Origin of the sequence: uncultured Salinisphaera sp. (assembly GCF_964012375.1) — a bacterium.
Taxonomy (GTDB): Bacteria; Pseudomonadota; Gammaproteobacteria; order Nevskiales; family Salinisphaeraceae; genus Salinisphaera.
In genome coordinates this window covers 23,436-41,210 of the sequence record NZ_CAXGSH010000024.1, presented here as the reverse complement: position 1 = coordinate 41,210, position 17,775 = coordinate 23,436, and the positions used below count along the sequence as shown (strand labels likewise).

The window sequence follows — 17,775 nt, the reverse complement described above, 5'->3', positions numbered from 1 at the left end:
CGCTTATTTGCATTCAGCAAACGGCGCTCGCGGCGTCTTGTCAGACGCGCGCAAAGAGACACCGGCGCGACCGTAGATGAATAGATCAGAGGTTCCTAAAGAACGCCGGCACTTGTGCGTCGCCCTTCCACGGGTTTCGCGGCCGTTGGATGCGCCGCGCCTGCGCTCACCCAGGCAAATAACCCATCCGTGAAATCATTGTCTTGCGGACAAGACGCCTGCTAAGCGGCGCTGCGTCTCATGCCCGATCAAGCGAGGCTTTCGACATTCGGGTGAGCTGAATACTGAGCAGCACACCCAGCAGTATCAACCCGGTACTCACACCGAAGGTCAGCCGAAACGCCTCGGTGTCGCCGATCAGCCAACCCGCCGCGGTCGGCCCGAGGAGTTGGCCCGTGGCAAAGAAAAGAGTTACATAACTGACTGCCAGCGGGGCCTGGTCGGCGTTGACCCACTCGGTGGAGGCGGCCAGCGACGAGGTGAACATGCCGGTCACCGCCACGCCCAGGATCAGGTAGTGGGCGGCAAAGCCGAACAGCGTGGGCGACAGTACCGGCAACAGGGTGCTCACAAAGGCCATGGCCATCGATAGCGTCAGGCTCTGGCCGCGCCCGAGTCGGTCCGACAGGCTGCCCCATACCGGGCCGAATACGATGCCGAGCATGCCCATGAACGCCGCCAGCGCGCCGGCGACGTGTGCGTCGATATCCGCGGCAAGCGCATAGCTGTACATGAAAATCGCCTGCACGATATAGGTCAGGCCAACGATGCCGTAGACCAGGCCCACGATGACGACACGCGGATCGCGAAACACGGCGCGGCGCGCGGCGCGACGTTCGGCCGCGCTCGGCGCCCGGCCACGCAGCCCGGGCCGCGGCGGGTTCTGCACGAACGCGAGCGTAGCCAGCAGGGCCGCCACCGCCACCGCAGCGAACAATGCCCACACCCAGCGCCAGCCGCGGTCGGCATCGAGCTGAGTCATGTAGGGTACGATCCAGCCCGCCGACATCATGCCCGTACCCACCCCGCTGTTGAGAAGGCCGATCACCAGCCCGCGCCGCGCCGGAAACCAGGTGCCGATCAGCGATATGAGCGGCGTATAGGCAAAGGCGGTGCCGATACCCAGTAAGCTCATCAGCCCGAGCAACGGCACATACTCGCTGGTCATACTCAGACCGGCGAAGCCGACGATGACGCATACCAGCCCCAGCAGGATCGATACCCGGCCGCCGCGACGCGCGGCGAGCGCGCCAGCCACCATCACCAGCGCCAGATACCCCAGCGCGGTCGCCGTACCCAGATGGCCTGCCTGCGCATAGCTCAAGACCAGCGATTCGCGCATGGCCGGCAGAATCAGCCCGAACGAAAGCCGCGCCAGCGCGACGGTTACAAGTGTGACCAGTACACCGCTGGCTATCAGGCACACCGAGCGCGTGTTCATTGGCGGGCGCGCGCGACGCCGAACGGGTTTGCGGCGTTTGAATCGAGTGTTGAGTGCATGGTGCTATCCGTGTGTGTCCGCAGCCAAGAATACGGGGCCGCCCACGCCGTGCCCAATGCGATGCCGTGCCACCATTGGCGACCATGACACGGGCGTGGCAAACGCCGATACTCGAACCCGGACTTTCCACCCACCCCAGGAGACCCTTGATGAAACAAACCACTCTGATGCTGGCCCTGCTCGCCTCCACCGTCACCCTGGCTGCATGCGGCGGTTCCGATCATCCGCACCACGGCGGCAAGGCCGATGTGATCATGCCGCCGGCTTCCCCGTCTATTCATTTCAAGGTGAACGACGCCAACGGCAATACGCTCGACCTGATGATCGAATGCGGCGAGAAGACCTCACTCAAGCAGTGCGCGGACGTCAACAAGGACGTGCTCGACAAGGTCGCCAAGATGCGCGAAAACGCGGGCCGCTGATTGTTAACCCGCCCCAAGACCGATTATTCAATCGGTGCTTTTCGGGTTGATAACGCGTGTGTGAACGCGCGCACGCCAAAACCGATGGCGTTGAAAACAGTTGGCGTAGCCGCTGTCTTGGCGTCGGATCAATAAGCGACGTATACCGGCCACCGCACAGGGTGGCCGGCTTTCGTCTTTGGCTGCGCCGGGCACGACCGACGCGACCCGAGGCAGAGCACTCAGCGATCGCGCAGCGCTTTCTTGTCCAGTTTGCCGACCGGCGTGAGCGGAATCGCCTCGACGATATGGATCGCCTTGGGCACCTTGTAGGCGGCAAGATGCTCGCGGCAGTAGGCGAGAATTTTCTCCGTCACCTGCGCGGTCGGCTGTGTCTTGCCGGTTTCCGATAGCTGAACGTAAAGATTGACCTTGTCGTTACCGGCCCGCGCTTCGTCGGGGGTACCGATCACCGCAGCGATCTCGATTTCCGGCAAGGCCTTGAGCGCATTCTCGACTTCGACCGAGAACACCTTGTAGCCACCGACGATCAGCATGTCCTTACTGCGATCACAGATGGTGAAATAGCCGTCGGCGTCGACGCGCGCAATATCGCCGGTGTAGAAGAAGGTTTTACCCTCGTATTCGCGCAGCGCACGCGCACTTTCTTCCGGCAGGCCAAGATAGCCGCCGAATACCTGCGGGCCGTGAGCAATCAGTTCTCCCGGCTCGCCGACCGGCATTTCTCGAGTGCCGGTTTCTGCGTCGACGATACGGATTTCGGTGCCCGGCACCGCTACGCCGACGGTGCCGGGCTTGGCATGACCAAGCGGATTCATGGTGAGCACGGGGCTGGTTTCGGTCAGGCCGTAGACCTCGCAGAAACGACCGGCACCGATGACGGCCTCGATTCGCGGAATGAGTTCGGGCGGCATCGGACCGGCGCCCGATATCGCGATCTTCAGCCGTGAGAAATCGACCTGGTCGAACGCCGGTTCGGCCAAGAGCATCTGATAGAGCGTCGGTACGTTGCCGAACACCGTCGGCGGATATGCCTGCATGGCCGCACAGAAGGATTTCAGGTCGCGCGGGTCGGGCACCACGATAAGACGGCCGCGCTGACGCAATCCCATCAGACATGCGCCCAGTCCGGCCACATGGAAGTAGGGAAAGACCGAGGCGAACGTCTCTGCGCCCAGCTCGTAGTCGACCATGGCCTCGCTCTGGAGGGCATTCGACTGCACGTTGCGCAGCGTCAAGCGTGCGCCCTTCGGCCGGCCGGTGGTCCCGCCGGTGTACTGAATCAGCACCACGTCGTCGAGGTGTATGTCGCTCGCGATACGGGCGTCGCTGGCCGCGTTGATCGCGGGCCAGAAGGCGGTCAGCGCGAGCTGGCGTGTTTGCGGCAGCTTGAACCGGGGCACCTTACGCAACAGATGCGCCAGCGTTTTCTTCCATCGCGGCAGGAAGTCGATAGGCGAACACACGATGACTGACTTCAGATCGTGCAGTGCGCCGTCGTTGGGGGCGAGCGCATCGTCGTAGAGCCGGTCCAGCGTCACCAGCACTCGGATATGCGCATCCTTGACCTGATAGGCCAGCTCGGGCGCGGTCAACAACGGCGATACGCCCGATGCCGGACAGCCCAGCTTCGACGCTGCCACCAGAGCGATGACGTAGTGCGGCGTATTCGGCATGTGGATACCGATGACGTCGCCCCGGGCTACGCCCTGCTCTTTCAATACGTGGGCGAAACGATTGGCCCAGCGATCGAGTGAGCCGTAACTGATGGACACACCAAGATATTCCAGACAGGGCGCATCCGGGGCGCTACGTGCATGCGCCTCCACAATCTCGGCCAAGCCTCGCTCGTCCAAGGCCGGCAACGGCAAGCCGGGCCCGTCGTGGTTCGATACCGATAGGTCTTGCGCTTTAACAGCCATGGTTCTCCTCCGCGGCGTTTTGGTTTTATCTTGGTCGGCTAAAGTATTTTTCTCCACCGATCCCTTTTTTTCAGTTTTCTCGGTTTCTTGCGGGCCGTCAAGTCGCTTTTAACTGCTAATAGCAGCTATAAATCCGACTGGTAACGCCCGCCAAAAACCAGCGGATAACCGCCGCTCTCGTCGGCGCTTATTCAACAAAAAAGAACCGAGCCGGCCGTTAGCCGGCGCAGGCGCTCTTGGCGAACCTGTTCTGTACCGAAATTAAACCGCCGGCCGTTGTTGCCGATAACCCTTGCGACGACACCGATCTAACGACGGCAAGCTCTATCGCCATGCTCTAGCGGGGACAAGACCCTTGAGCCCAATTATTTACAGCCCGCCCCTCATCGCACTGGCCGTTCTCATCTGCAGCGTGACGTGCTACGCGGCGATGGACATGCTCGGTCGTGTGCGGCGCAGCCGTACGCGCGCAAAATCCTCTTGGCTGCTATCGGGTGCATGCGTCTTGGCCACCGGCATCTGGGCCACCCACTTCGTCAGCATGATGGCGCTCGAGCTGCCGTTCGTGCTGGGCCACGAGATCGATCTCGTCCTCATGTCGTGGTTGGCGGGGCTGGTTGCAACGCTGATCGTCTTCTACGTCGCCAGCCGCCCCACGCTATCCGCCCTGGCCATCCTGGGTGCCGCCATACCGGTGTGGGCAAGCGCCAGCCTGCTGTTCTATCTGGGCAACCTGTCGCTGCAACTCACGCCGGCGATCGTGTATCGCCCGCTACCCACGGCAACGACCGCCCTTGCGTTCTATCTGCTGGTGGCCGGGAGCCTGTGGATCGCCTATCGGCTGACCACGATCGATCGCCCGATATCGGCGGCGGCGAATGCGCTGGTATCGGTGGGTATCGGCGTCGGGCTGGCTCTTTGCCACCATTTCGCCCTGGTATCGATGGTCATTTCCGATCAGGCCACGAGCACGGCCAGCGTAGCGGTGGACCCATTCTGGCTGTCTCTACTGGTATCGTCCTGCACCCTGTTCATCATCAGCCTCGGCGTGTTCGCGGCGCTGCTGGACCGCCAGCTCGACAAACAGACCGCCGACCTGGTGGAGTCGCTGCGCAGCGCCAACGCCCAGCTGCGTTACAGCAGCCGCTACGACGCGCTCACCGAGCTCCCCAACCGTACGACCGTCTATGAGCGGATTCGCGCGGCCACCGCCCAGGTCGCGCCCGGCGAAGGCTGTGCCCTGCTCTATATCGATCTGGACGGTTTCAAGCTCATCAACGACAGTCTCGGTCACGGCCTGGGCGACCGTCTGCTGCAACGCACCAGCACGGCGCTGCGCGAACTGGCCGGCGATCAGCACACGCTTGGCCGTATCGGCGGCGACGAGTTTCTTCTGCTCATGGAGCATGTCACCGACTCTGACCTTGTCGAAGCATTTGCCGAACACGCCATCGCGGAGCTGGCACGGATCAGCGAACACGGCGCGACCCTGTCGGCGAGCATCGGTATCGCCCTGTACCCAGCCGATGCCGACGACGTGACCACGCTGGTTACCGCTGCCGATCTGGCCATGTATACCGCCAAACGCGCGGGCAAGAATCGTGTCCGACGTTATCTGCCCAGCATGGGCATCAAGCAGGCCGACGCGTTCCAGATTCAGGAGGAGCTGCGCGCCGGTATCGACAACAACGAGCTCGTTGTCTATTACCAGCCCAAGTATCGCGCCGGCGATGGCGGTTTAGCCGGGGCGGAAGCCCTCGTTCGTTGGCAGCATCCCAGGCGCGGCCTGGTCAGCCCCGGTCTGTTCATCGAGGTCGCCGAACGCAGCGGGTTGATAAACGATCTCGAGCTGAACGTGATCGATCAGGTCTGCCGCCAGATCCGAAGCTGGCGGGCCGCCGGCCTGAAGGTGCCGCCTGTTTCCATCAACCTCTCGGTCGCACGTCTGCTGGACGATCGCCTTATCGATCAGATCGCAGGCGCACTCGCCCGCCATTCGCTTACCCCCGACAGCCTCATACTCGAAATTACAGAAACCCTGGCCATGGAGGAATTCGAAACCGCCACGCGCGTACTCCGCCAGCTGAGCGAACTGGGCATTCGTATCGCCCTGGACGATTTCGGCACCGGCTACTCAAGTCTGTCGTACCTGCAGAAACTGCCGATCGACCAGCTCAAGGTCGATCGATCCTTCACCGCCAACCTCAACGAGGGGTCGACAAGCGCCCACCGTGAAATCGTCAAGCTGATCATCAACCTGTCCCATGTGCTGGGTATTACGGTTGTGGCCGAAGGCGTTGAAACCGCCGCTCAGCAAAGCTATCTGACGCTTGCAGGCTGCGACGAACTACAGGGCTATCTATTGGATAAACCCATGCCTGCCAGCGACTATGAGCTGCGTTTGCTGCAGGCAAGCAACCACGCCACACAGGCGTCGTTGGCCTAGAAACGCCCCTGTTACGCGCCGCGGGCGTCGCACCGGCAGGAAGGTCTTTCGAGAGAGAGAGAAAACCTGCGGCAGGCACCGAAGGCTGGCACAGCGCTACACGCCTACATTCGCGCCGCACCGACGAAACCGTTAGAAAACCTGACCCATCGACTGGCTTGGCGGCGCCGACAAACCGCCGCCCTCGGTGTGTGGAACGCACGACCACGCGCGCCTGCGCGAGGCAAAAAAAAAGCCGATCGCCTTGAGCGATCGGCCTTTTTCGTTCGCTGCGTTGTGGCCGGGCTACATTACGCCTAGAAAAGACAGAATGGCCACGACGATGACCACAAGGCCAACGAGATAAATAATATTGCGCATGGGGTCTCCGAAAATTGCGTTCAGCGATCACGGCTTTTGCGATCGTTGTGGATGGTATCAGCTCACAGTGCACAGTCGCAGATTTAGCGCCATGTTGACTAATCGCGCACTATCGTTGTCGCGACGCAACAAAACCGCGGCCGATCCTGCCGATCCAACACCAGAACACTTCACTTGCTCGGCCATTATCAACGCCGTCGATGAATAGGTGCCGGCGCCTGTCCGTCTTTACTTTCGATAATGCCGTTGGACATGGCGCGCCTGCATTCTTACACGCGCGTTATCAAGCCGTAGGTCGCCAATCGCATGATCTATTTGTAGGACCAGCTTAATAGCAAGCGCTGCTTGAATAGCCCCTATTCCCAGGGGTAGGCAGCGACCGGCAGATTGCGGGCCTCGAGCTCGCGAACCACACGCCGCCGCGCCTTGACCACGTCGGGCACCGACAGCTCGCGCAGCCGCGCCACTTCGGCCGCGGTAAATACCGGCACCGGATCGCCCGCCGGCGCAGCGGCCCAACGGTCGAAGATATAATTCATGACCGCTGCGATCTCGGCGTTATCCAGCCCCGAGCCGACCACGCCCGGCACGTGCATCAAATAGGTTCGGCCCTCGTTCAAGCGCCCGAAGGAGCCGACATAACCGCGCAGGTCGGGTATGCCGCCGCGTAGGCTCCCCGAGCCGTCTGCGCGGTGGCAGCCACTGCAGTGAATCAGATACTGCGTTGCGGCTGGCACGCCAGCCTGGACGCCCGCCGACAGCACCAGGCCAACCGCGAGCGTGCATGCTCTCGAAATGCGTAACGCAGACTTTACGCGCCACCGCCGAGCGCCCGCGTCGAACGCGTCAGCCCGCCGGCGCATCGTCCACCTGGCCCACCAGTACCGCCACGGTGCAGTGGTAGCCCATGGACTTGTTGGCCATGCACCAGTTGATGTCGTTATGCAGGCTCATCTGGTAGCCCGGGCGTTCACGCGCGCTGTTCACACACTCCGTGCCGGTACAGGCGGCCTTGCCGCAACAGTCGTTATAGGACACCACGTAGTCCTTACCGTCGGTCGGGTTACGGCAGGTCCCCACCCACGACACTTTGGATGCTTCGGCGCCGGGCGGACAGCTGGTGAGCGTGCCGCCGCAATCGTTGCAGAGGTTGCCGTCGATCGCACAGTAGCGCCAATAATCACAGGCCAGCGGATCGTCGTCCTGCAACTTGCCCCCGTTAGGGGTGGCCGCGATCGCGCGCCCGCCCTGGTCGAACGGCAACACCGGCAGCAAAGCCGTACCGGCCATGAACAAAGCCGCACGGCCAATGAAACTGCGCCGGCTATAGCGCTGGGCGGTCCGGCGCACCATGCGTTCGGCGCCGGCATCCGTGCGGGCCGTCAATGCATCGAGTAGTCGCTTCATGATCTGTCCTCGTGGAGGGTCATCACCCGGTTAGGGACGGGCCGGCGCGCCGTCTTGCGCCTCGCCGATATAGTTCTGGATGGAGGCCACGCCCATGTCGTGGGCGTTGAACAGGCTTTCGAGCTGCTCGCGCGTATTCACAAGGCCTTTCGCGCGTACCGCGCCGGTGCGGTCGAGCACCACGGCATAGGGCAGGCGCGCCACCCGAAAGCCCAGGCCCAGCTCGGTTGAAAGCACGTAATCGAAGTCGTCGAGCCGGGCGTTGTCGATGAAGCGGCGCTGTTTGTCTTCGTCCCCGTCGCTGGCCAGCACCACCGTCAGCCAGTCGCCTTCGCTTGAGCGGATCGAGCGCAGAATGGGTATGAGCTTCTTGCAGATCGGACAGGTCGGCGAGACGAAGAAAACCAGCGTGGCCTTTTCCTTGACCGTGCCGATCGAAACCACGCCGCCGTTGAGGCTTTCCAGCGTGAACTTCGGCGACTGCTCACCGACCTTCGGGCCGGAGTCGTTCATGAGCGCGCCCATCGGCGCGATGCGTTCGTAGAGCACGCCGATCTGGCGCGCGAGCACGACAAAGCCAAAGCACAGGGCCAGAAAGGCCAGGCCGAGGAACACCACGGCAAAAGTCAGAGCGGTCATAGTGATCCTCGTTTTTTCAGGTACATGCGGTTGGCGTTGAGCTGTTCGAACAGCAGATAGAGCGCGAGTGCGAACACGCCGGCGCCGATCACGACAAGGCTCTCCGGCAATGTCAGCGCGCTGGGCATGGTCCAGGCAGCAAATACCGCCAGAACAGCGAGCACGCCGTTACGCAAAAGCAGGGACGTACTTAGCATCTGCGGCGCCCCGCCACAGCCGCATTCGATACGGGTATGCCCACGGGCAAGATTGATGGCGATGGCAACCGCGTAGCCCGCGAACAGCACAGCGCAGCCCAGCAGGCCGGCGCCGCGGCTGAAGGGCAGCGCGACCAGCGCCGCGAGCACGAATTCGAGGCCCATCAATGCGCCGGCGACTGGCGCTATCCAGGCCTGTGGCAAGAGGCGGTAGTCGGCGACAAAGCCCTGCAGCTCGACGAAGTCCATGGCCTTGTGCAGCGCGGCGCGCAGCACCACGAGCAGAATGAACACGCCAGCTGCGGCGCTTGCGAGTGCGAGCATGGCGTTCATTGCGCGCTCGCCGATGCACGCGCAGGCGCGGTCATCAAGGAGGTTGTCCAGCCCACGCGGTCGTCCGTGTTCGTCTTTTCGAACTCGAAGCCACCCTTCGCGGTGGGCGTATAGACGTCCACACTCGATTCTTCTTCGTTGGCGCCGTACAGCGTCGGGCTTTCACCCTGGCTTACGGCCAACGACACCAGGTGCGGCGCCTCCGATCGGGCCACGAGCTTCTCGTCGGCCAGACTGTAGGCCCAGATCTGTTCGGACATATCCTTGTGGCTGCCTTCATAGGCATTCGAGTGCACGATCATGAACAGCATGTCGTTGGCCACGTTGTAGGCCGTGATGCCGTAACCACCCGGTGCCCAGTCGCCGTCGACATTTGCGGTAACGGCCAGCTTTTTGACGAGTTTCGCTTTCTTGCCGCTGTCGTCGACGACGTAGAGATTGCCGTTGAACGATGTGAATACAAGATAGCCGTTGCTGGCCCGTACCGAGTGCAAATAAAGCGCGTCGCCATCGACATCAAACATCGTGTCCGACGGCGTGGCGCCCGGGTCGTTTTCGTCCACGTCGTAGCTGTTGAGGGTGCCCGGCCCGCACAGCGTCGAGAAGCGATGACCTTCGACGCTCGGGTAGATGCCGTAGCAGCCCGGCGTGGGCACTTCCTTGACCACACTCATGTCGTCGAGCGCGACCACCGTGACCGATGTGCCCGGCGTAGCGTTCTGTACATACAGATACTTTTCGTCGGCGCTGATTTCGATGAGGTGTTCCATGCCGATGGCCTTTGCCGCCTTGTTGGGCACTTCGACCTCGGCGACCGGCTTCAGGCTGTTCAGGTCGAAGGCCTGAACCACGCTATGAATCGGCCCGTAGGTATAGCGCTCCATATAATCGGAGAGCGTGTAGACCTTGCTATGGTCGTGGCTGACGATGAACTGTGACGTCAGACCCAGCGACAGCAGTCCCTGATACTTCAGCTCATCCTGCGAATAGACATGGATACGGCTCGCGCCATCCCAACTGGCCTGATTCACTAGCACGACCGGGCCCTCAGCAATAGCCTCTTCCACGGTGAAGGCTTCCGGCTGGAACCCGGGGTCATCGGCGCCAAGCGCCGTACTGGCGAACGCGTATACGCAAAGCGCGGCGGTTATGGCCGAATGGCGTACAAGCCTTTGAAGTATCGTCGCTGTCATCGCGGGGCCCTTTGGAACGGCGGTCAGGCAGCTGTTGCAAGAGGCGGGCCAGTTTGCGTGGGCCTGCCGATAGGCCCGATCGCTTGGCAACGCACTGATCTCGCACAGCGGTGCCATCGTCTGGAGCAGCGCCCTGCGCGCTAGCTGTGCAATACAAGCCTGCTCCGCGACCGCGGACGGCCCCGCCAAGCGCTCGCCCCTGGCCACGCGCGCCGGCAAATAGCGCAGACAGGCGCCGACCGCGATCCGCCCCTGTTCGCACCGGGGCCGAGTCGAATGCCGTTCCACCACGCATGCGCCGGTACGGCGACGCGTTATTAACCCAGCATGAAAATAGCTGATTTTTCGGGTCGATAAGGCGCGTGTGCGAAAGCATGCTCGCTTCGCCCATCGCCCATGAACCGGTTGAAGGAAACTAGGGAAAACAAGTCCCGGCGTCTCTTTCAATGGCGTTGAAAACCGCTGACACAGCCGGCTGTTCTGACGCCGGATCAATAGCTGTCGCGTAGCGCCGATCAGTCTGTATCATGCATTCAATCGCGCCCCGCCCGGGGCGCCGCCTATTTCAAGGAGCCCCCATGGCCAGCAACGTCGCCGAAATCATTGTCGAGACACTCACCCAGGCCGGCGCGAAGCGCTGCTACGGCGTAGTGGGCGATACCATCAATCACTTCACCGACGCGATCCGACGCTCGGATATGGACTGGGTGCATGTGCGCCACGAAGAGGTCGGCGGTTTCGCGGCCGGCGGCGAAGCGTTCATTACCGACGAACTGGCCTGCTGTGCGGGCACCTGCGGCCCCGGCAGCACCCATTTTGTGAACGGCCTGATCGAGTCCCATCGCAACGGTGCGCCGGTGGTGTTCATTGCCTCGCAGGTGGCCACCGCGGAAATGGGCGTGGGCTTTCCCCAGGATGTCGACCAGCGGCCGATCTACGCGCAGTACAGCGTGTTCTGCGAATACGTCTCCAGTGCGGAAAACGCGCGTCGCCTGACCGCGATCGCCGCACAGAAAGCGCTCAACGAAGGCGGCGTGGCCGTGCTCATCGTGCCCGGCGATCTGTTCACCCAGAAGCCCAACGACAGCCTGCCCTACCGCACCCAGCGCTTCGACCCCGTGCTGCGACCGAACGACGCCGATCTGGATGCCATCGCCGCCAAGCTCAACGCCGGCACGAAGGTGTCCATCTATGCCGGCTATGGCTGTCGCCACGCCCACGACGAGCTGATCGCGCTGGCCGACAAGCTCGGCGCCCCCATCGCCTGGACATCGCGCGCCAAGGACTTCGTCGAATACGGCAACGACCTGGAAGTGGGCATGACCGGCGTGTTCGGGCTGGAAGGTGGCTATCGGGCGGTGTCTGAATGCGACACGCTGCTATTGCTCGGCTGCAACTTCGCCTGGGCCCAGTTCTATCCGGACAACGCCACCATCATTCAGGTCGATACCAACCCCGGCCATATCGGCCTGCGCCACCCCATCGATATCGGCGTGGTCGGCAGCGCCCGTGATACCTGTGCCGCATTGCTCGACCGGGTCGAAAAGAACAGCGATCGCGAATGGGTCAACGACTGTCGGAAAACGTATCTCGAGTCGCTGGAAAACGCCGCTGCCCAGTCCGACTACGACGACCTGATCCACCCGCAGGAACTCACCCTGCTGCTCGACGCGCACGCCGATGACGATGCGGTATTCACCGCCGACGGTGGCAGCCCGATGGTGTGGTGCCTGCGTCATATCAAGGCCAACGGCAAGCGCCGTACGCTGCCCAGCCTCGTGCACGGCACCATGGCCAACGCCTATCCGCAGGCGCTGGGTATCGCCAAGGCGTTTCCCGAGCGCCAGGTCATCGCCATGTGCGGCGACGGCGGCCTGAGCATGCTCATGGGCGACCTGCTCACGCTCGTCCAGGAGCAGATCCCGGTCAAGCTGGTGGTGTTCAACAACAGCTCGCTCGGCTTCGTGGAAATCGAACAGAAGGTGGAAGGCCTGCTCGATGCCTATACCGAACTCAAGAACCCGGATTTCGGGCGTGTTGCCGAAGCGATCGGCCTGTGGGGCCGCAAGATCGAGAAGAAACACGAGCTCGAGGACGGCGTACGCGACCTGCTGGCCCACAACGGCCCGGGCATTCTCGACGTCAAGGTCAATCGCATGGAACTGGTCATGCCGCCGCATATCGAAGCAGGCCAGGTTGCCTCCACCGCGCTCTATTCGACCAAGGCCATATTCTCGGGTCGCATGGACGAAGTGGTGGATCTTGTTCGCAACAACTTCGGCCGCCGTTAACAGCAGGGCATGGCATAGGGCCGCGAACGCTAATCAATAGGCGCTCGCGTGCCCTATGTTTTAAATCCGGGTAGAACGAAACAAGCGGGGCGGGCCTAAAAGCCCGCCCCGCTTGCGTGGTGCCTGGCGACTAGAACGTCGCCCAGTCGCCGTCGTCTTCATCGGCGATTGCGGGTTGCGCCTTCGCGCGCCCATCCGCTCTCGGCGCGCTAGTCTGTGTCTTTTGGGCAGGTTGCGGCGCCGGCTCAGGCGCCTTCTGGACGCTCGACCGATGCGGGGCCACCGTTTGGACGGTATCAGCCGCCGGCAACCCGGCAACCTTGAAATAGGCCATCTGCTGCCTGAGCTGGCTGGCCTGTTCCTCCAGGGAATGACTGGCCGCCGACGATTGTTCCACCAGCGCCGCGTTCTGTTGCGTGACGCTGTCGATTTCGTTGATGGCGATATTGACCTGGTCGATGCCCGAAGCCTGCTCCTTGCTCGCCGACGCGACCTCCGAAACCAGGTCGCTGACCTTGGTAACCGAACTGACGATTTCCTTGAGCACTTCGCCCGCCGCGGTCACCTCGCTCGAACCGTAGGCAACCTTCTTGCCGCTGTCCTCGACCAGCTCCTTGATCTCCTTGGCCGCCCCGGCACTACGGCTGGCCAGGTTGCGCACCTCGGTCGCCACCACGGCAAAGCCACGCCCCTGTTCACCTGCGCGCGCCGCCTCCACCGAGGCATTCAAGGCAAGCAGGTTGGTCTGGAACGCGATCTCGTCGATCATGCCGATGATGTTGCTGATCTTGTCGCTCGCGGCGGTAATTTCACCCATGGCCGCGGTCGCACGATCGACGACCTGACCGCCTTCGTCTGCGCGGTTGCGCACCTGGTGAACCAGCTGGTCGGCCTGTGCTGCGTTATCGGCGTTCTGGCGTACCGTGGAGGTCATTTCCTCCATCGAGGCGGCCGTTTCTTCCAGGCTCGACGCCTGCTGCTCGGTACGACCACTGAGCTCCTGATTGCCACTCGCAATTTCACGCGCACCCACGCTCACCGCCTCCGAGCTGCTGCGCACGCTTGTCACCAGCTCGGCCAAACGTGTCTGCATCTTCTCTAGCCCGCCAAGCATCGCGCCGAATTCGTCGCGGTACGGGTTGTCGATACGATTGTCGAGCCGCCCCTGGCCAATCGCCTCGACCAGCGATCCGGCCTGACTGAGCGGCCGGGTGATCATGCGCACAAGCCAGAAGGTGATCGCACAGACCACGGCCAGGGCGATCGCAATCAACGCAAATATCCCGAACTTCGCCTTCACATTCGCCGCCTGCGATGCTTCGAACGCCGCCCGGCCCTGCTCCATCTGCAAGTCTACGAGATCGCGCAGCTGCGAACGCAGCGCCTCGAACGGCTTGGAAATCTCGGTCTCGTAAAGACGCTCGGCACCCGCTATATCGCCCGCCTGGGCGCGCCGCAGATAGTCGGCGAGCTTGGTCGAGACCAGCTCATAGTTGGACAACATCGCCAGCGCCGCCGTCTTCTCGTCGGCGTCGGTCACTTTGCCCGGGTAGTAACGCGATAGACGGTCGTCCAGTTCCGGTTTGGCCTGGGCGAAGAAAGACGCGAAGTCCTCCACGGCCGCAGGCGAGCGCTGTGCATGAATCTGCAGCAATCGCGCATAGCCACGCCCCAGCGTGATATTGACCTGCGACAAATGCCGCAAACCACGCATGTTCTTGTTGTAGATATCTTCCTTGCTTTTATCGGCCTGGTTCAGCGCCACCACGGCGGTCGCGCCAAGAACACAAAGCAATAGGAAAACCAAACCGAATCCAAGCCCAAGCTTGCTCTTTACACTTCGCAACCCACGCAGCATTTGTCTTCTCCGTCTATCGCTTAGTCACGGCTGGTTCACACTCAGCCGCAGGTAACCGCTATTGTTCAATCAAGACCTTGCGGAGTTCGAGACGACGACTAACTTGCCGGCACGCCGCATCAAATAACCCAACTGGCGTGATATCGGCGTGTTTAAAACGCGCTTTAGCGTTCGTGGATCGAAAATTCATATTGAGATAGAACCGGCGACCGGGACGGGTCGCCCCTGCGCACTTGCCGCGGGTAGATCACCCAGGTACAAGCCGCTATCACGATCGATGATCGTGCGATGCCATCACGCCCGGCCACGCGGCACGGCGCCACCCTGTGCTGGTGGCGCTGACGAGTGCACCCGCACGCGCGCCGGTTACGCGCGTGCGACCTCGAACCGCAGGGCGGCAGCCTGCAGTCGTGCGGCATCGGACTCCAGTACACGCGAGGAGGCCGCGGCCTCTTCGACCAGGGCCGCGTTCTGCTGGGTGACCTGGTCGATCTGGCTGACCGCTTCGCTGATCTGGCTGATGCCGTCGCTCTGCTCGCTCGACGCCGAGGCGATTTCCGCGATGAGCGTATTGACGCGTCGTGCGTCTTCCTCGATCGACTGCATGGTTTCGTTGGCCTTGCCGACCAACGTCGTACCCTCACCGACCTGGGAGACCGAGTTCTCGACCAGCTTGGCGATATCCTGCGAGGCATCCGCCGAGCGCTTGGCCAACTGGCGTACTTCGCTGGCTACCACGGCAAAGCCACGACCGTGTTCGCCGGCGCGCGCGGCTTCCACCGCGGCGTTCAAGGCCAGCAGGTTCGTCTGAAAAGCGATGCCGTCGATCATTTCTATGATTTCGGCCATGCGGTCCGAACTCTCGCGCACGCCGCTCATGGCGGTCACGACCTGGCCCATGACCTGCCGTCCTTCGGTCAACGAACTATCGGTGCGTTCCGACAACGTCTTCACTTCACGGGCGTTGTCGGCATTCTGCTTGATGGTGGCCGACAGCTGCTCCATGCTCGCCGCGGTCTGCTCGAGCGAGGCCGCCTGTTGCTCGGTGCGCGAGGACAGCTGGGCATTGCCGGCTGCGATTTCGCGCGAGCCGCTGTCCACCGAAGACGCCGCATCGCGGATGGTGGTAATCGTGGATGCGATATCGATACGCATGCGCTCGATCGCGTACAACAAACTGTTCTGGGCCGCCGATTCGCAGCCGTCAACCGGCGTGAAATCGCCCGAGGCCATGGCATTCACCTGGCGCCTTGCCTGCTCCGGGTCGCCGCCGATATCGCGATAGATACCGCGCCCGACGCGCCAGAATACCAAGCTGACGAGTCCACCGATCACGGTGAGCAGTAGAAAATTGATCAACAGCGATCGACGCAGCGCAGCCGAGAGATCTTCGACATAGACGCCGGCGCCGACGATCACATCCCACGGCTCGAACGCCTGAACGTAGCTCATTTTCGTCTCCGGCGGCTCGCCCTGGGTGCGCTCCCAGGCGTAGTTCACGAAACCGCCGCCGTCGCGGCCGACATTGATGAGCTTCTGAAATATCTTCTCGCCGTCGGCCGCCTGCGTATCGATAACCGATACCGTGGACGGCACCGTGGGATGGCTGGCAAGAAAGCCGTCCGGCGTAAGCACGAACACGTAGTTGTCGCCGTCGAAGTGCAGGTTGCTCAGCTGTGCGAAGGCAGCCGCACGGGCTTGCTCTCGCGACAGCTCACCGCGCTCGACCCGCTGCTCGTATTCGGCCAGCAGGCTGCCGGCATAGTCAACCAGTTGCTTGAGCCCGGCCTGGCGCTCTTCGGTAAGCGCGGAGCGCTCCATGGCGGTAATGCCGAGCACGCTGACCATCATCCCCACCCACATGAGCACCAGGATCATGCCCAGCTTCTTTCGCAGCGACCATCGGGGCCCGGATCGCTTCGGTCGCCGTGCGGCGGCCGTCTTGCCGTTTTCGTCGGCGTGGGCTGTGGGTAGATTGAGCCCTTCTGCAGTGGCAGCCATGTACGTTATCGCGTTGGATTATGTTGCCTTGCCTATTTCGGCCACGCCGCAGGAAACTTGATTGCGTGTTCGCGAACCCGATGTTTCAATCCCCAGCGTTATTGAGTGGGAGGTTGCAGCGAGGGCGGTCTGCACCGCTGCATTGGCTTGGAAATGCCGCGAGCCGACGTTGCATCGCAGCCACGGGCCGCCACCACGTCCGCTTGTTCGCCAGCGCCGGCCACCCAGCGACATCGCTGACCCTTGCACCTTGCCCGCCAACGCAGCGCGGACGTGATTGGCTAATTTCGCGACTTCAGCTCGTTGACGTAATCCAGCGATAGCACGCGGCGCCGCTCCGCTGCCGTGAACCGCGTCTGGCGAAGCGACTCAAGTGCCTCGTCCCGATCAGGAGGTGCCAAGCCGGGATTGGCCAGGATCCGGCCATGCGCGCGCCGATAATCGTCGTAGCGCCGCTGCCAGGCATCGCGACGTGCATCGACCTGGGCCAAACGCTGAGCGGCGTCAGGGCCAAGCATGGCCTCTCGGCGTGCCCTTATCTGGGCGTCGCTTGCGCCCGCTTCGCGCATTCGCTCGATCTGCACGTGCGCACGGCCCGGCAGCGTGGCGTGCTGTCGTGCCTCGCGGATTCGATCCGGCAGCATGCGCTCGAGCAGTTCAAGCCGCTGCTCGCGCTCGGCATCGCTCAACCCCGGCGTGTGTTGCAGTTCGCGTCTTGCAACCAGATAGCGAGCCATCCTGTCGTCTTCGTTGAAAAACGCGTCGGCCACCGCGACCCCCAGCACTTCCCGCCGGAGCGCTTCACGCGTTTGCAGCGTCTGCGCCAGCGCAGGTGCCGTGGCATCGGCACGCGGCATCTGTTGTACGCGATGCCGATAGGCAATGTAGTCGCGATAAACATCGAGCACTTCCGCCTGGGCCGAATCGGGCAGCCCGAGAGAGTCGAGATAGCGAGTCAGCCGTGCCTGGATTTGCGCCATGCCTACGCGGCCGATACCGGTCAGAAAATAGTCGAACATCCGCCGCAGATCGCGGGTAACCACCAGCCGCCCTTCGTTGTCGAGGGTGACGCCGCCATCCACGGATGTGCCGGCATGGGACGGCAAGGGTCGCTCCGCGTTAGCCACAGGCGCGCCCGGAGTCCCCTCGGCCGCGCCGTCAGCGCCGAGCGTCGACGGGCTTGCCGCTGTCGCCGGCCGCGCGGA

At 62.6% G+C, this 17,775-nt stretch carries 13 protein-coding genes; 3 read left to right on the top strand and 10 right to left on the bottom strand.

What is annotated here, in order from left to right:
* Positions 1-238: 238 nt before the first annotated feature.
* Complete coding sequence (locus tag ABNU97_RS06255; RefSeq protein WP_348765891.1) at positions 239-1,441, bottom strand: MFS transporter; 1,203 nt, start codon at positions 1,439-1,441, stop codon at positions 239-241.
* 209 nt (positions 1,442-1,650) lie between these two features.
* Between ABNU97_RS06255 and ABNU97_RS06250 the strand changes: the two genes are divergently transcribed.
* Positions 1,651-1,923: a hypothetical protein gene (locus ABNU97_RS06250; protein ID WP_348765890.1), complete on the top strand. Its 273-nt coding sequence runs from the start codon at positions 1,651-1,653 to the stop codon at positions 1,921-1,923.
* Positions 1,924-2,144: 221 nt separating this feature from the next.
* Here ABNU97_RS06250 and ABNU97_RS06245 read toward each other — a convergent pair whose 3' ends face one another.
* The gene (locus ABNU97_RS06245) at positions 2,145-3,764 is read right to left on the bottom strand and encodes an AMP-binding protein (RefSeq protein WP_348765889.1); all 1,620 of its coding nucleotides are present in this window, start codon (positions 3,762-3,764) and stop codon (positions 2,145-2,147) included.
* Positions 3,765-4,350: 586 nt separating this feature from the next.
* Between ABNU97_RS06245 and ABNU97_RS06240 the strand changes: the two genes are divergently transcribed.
* Positions 4,351-6,291, top strand: a complete 1,941-nt coding sequence (locus ABNU97_RS06240) for an EAL domain-containing protein (RefSeq protein ID WP_348765888.1) — start codon at positions 4,351-4,353, stop codon at positions 6,289-6,291.
* 716 nt (positions 6,292-7,007) lie between these two features.
* On the opposite strand, the gene ABNU97_RS06235 is transcribed toward ABNU97_RS06240, so the two are convergent.
* From ABNU97_RS06235 to ABNU97_RS06215, 5 genes are all read right to left on the bottom strand, one after another.
* A complete protein-coding gene (locus tag ABNU97_RS06235) occupies positions 7,008-7,388 on the bottom strand; it encodes a cytochrome C (protein WP_348765887.1) in 381 nt (126 codons plus the stop codon).
* Positions 7,389-7,497: 109 nt separating this feature from the next.
* Positions 7,498-8,058 carry a methylamine dehydrogenase light chain gene (locus tag ABNU97_RS06230; protein ID WP_348765886.1) on the bottom strand — a complete coding sequence of 187 codons (561 nt, stop codon included), beginning with the start codon at positions 8,056-8,058 and terminating at the stop codon, positions 7,498-7,500.
* Positions 8,059-8,088: 30 nt separating this feature from the next.
* Complete coding sequence (gene mauD, locus ABNU97_RS06225; RefSeq protein WP_348765885.1) at positions 8,089-8,697, bottom strand: methylamine dehydrogenase accessory protein MauD; 609 nt, start codon at positions 8,695-8,697, stop codon at positions 8,089-8,091.
* Positions 8,694-9,227, bottom strand: coding sequence for a MauE/DoxX family redox-associated membrane protein (locus ABNU97_RS06220; protein ID WP_348765884.1), 534 nt, complete (start codon positions 9,225-9,227; stop codon positions 8,694-8,696). The genes mauD and ABNU97_RS06220 overlap by 4 nt, the downstream gene beginning before the upstream one ends.
* Positions 9,224-10,264 carry an amine dehydrogenase large subunit gene (locus ABNU97_RS06215; RefSeq protein ID WP_348765883.1) on the bottom strand — a complete coding sequence of 347 codons (1,041 nt, stop codon included), beginning with the start codon at positions 10,262-10,264 and terminating at the stop codon, positions 9,224-9,226. The genes ABNU97_RS06220 and ABNU97_RS06215 overlap by 4 nt, the downstream gene beginning before the upstream one ends.
* Before the next feature lie 734 nt (positions 10,265-10,998).
* On the opposite strand from ABNU97_RS06215, the gene ABNU97_RS06210 reads away from it, so the two are divergent.
* Positions 10,999-12,711: a thiamine pyrophosphate-dependent enzyme gene (locus ABNU97_RS06210; protein WP_348765882.1), complete on the top strand. Its 1,713-nt coding sequence runs from the start codon at positions 10,999-11,001 to the stop codon at positions 12,709-12,711.
* 130 nt (positions 12,712-12,841) lie between these two features.
* Here the strand turns inward: ABNU97_RS06210 and ABNU97_RS06205 are convergent, their stop codons facing one another.
* The 3 genes from ABNU97_RS06205 to ABNU97_RS06195 all read right to left on the bottom strand — a co-directional run bounded on the left by ABNU97_RS06205 (position 12,842) and on the right by ABNU97_RS06195 (position 17,676).
* Positions 12,842-14,569 carry a methyl-accepting chemotaxis protein gene (locus tag ABNU97_RS06205; RefSeq protein WP_348765881.1) on the bottom strand — a complete coding sequence of 576 codons (1,728 nt, stop codon included), beginning with the start codon at positions 14,567-14,569 and terminating at the stop codon, positions 12,842-12,844.
* Positions 14,570-14,935: 366 nt separating this feature from the next.
* On the bottom strand, positions 14,936-16,570 hold the full coding sequence (locus tag ABNU97_RS06200) for a methyl-accepting chemotaxis protein (RefSeq protein ID WP_348765880.1): 1,635 nt from the start codon (positions 16,568-16,570) through the stop codon (positions 14,936-14,938).
* Positions 16,571-16,851: 281 nt separating this feature from the next.
* Positions 16,852-17,676, bottom strand: a complete 825-nt coding sequence (locus ABNU97_RS06195; protein ID WP_348765879.1) for a lipase secretion chaperone — start codon at positions 17,674-17,676, stop codon at positions 16,852-16,854.
* Between the last annotated feature and the right edge of the window lie 99 nt (positions 17,677-17,775).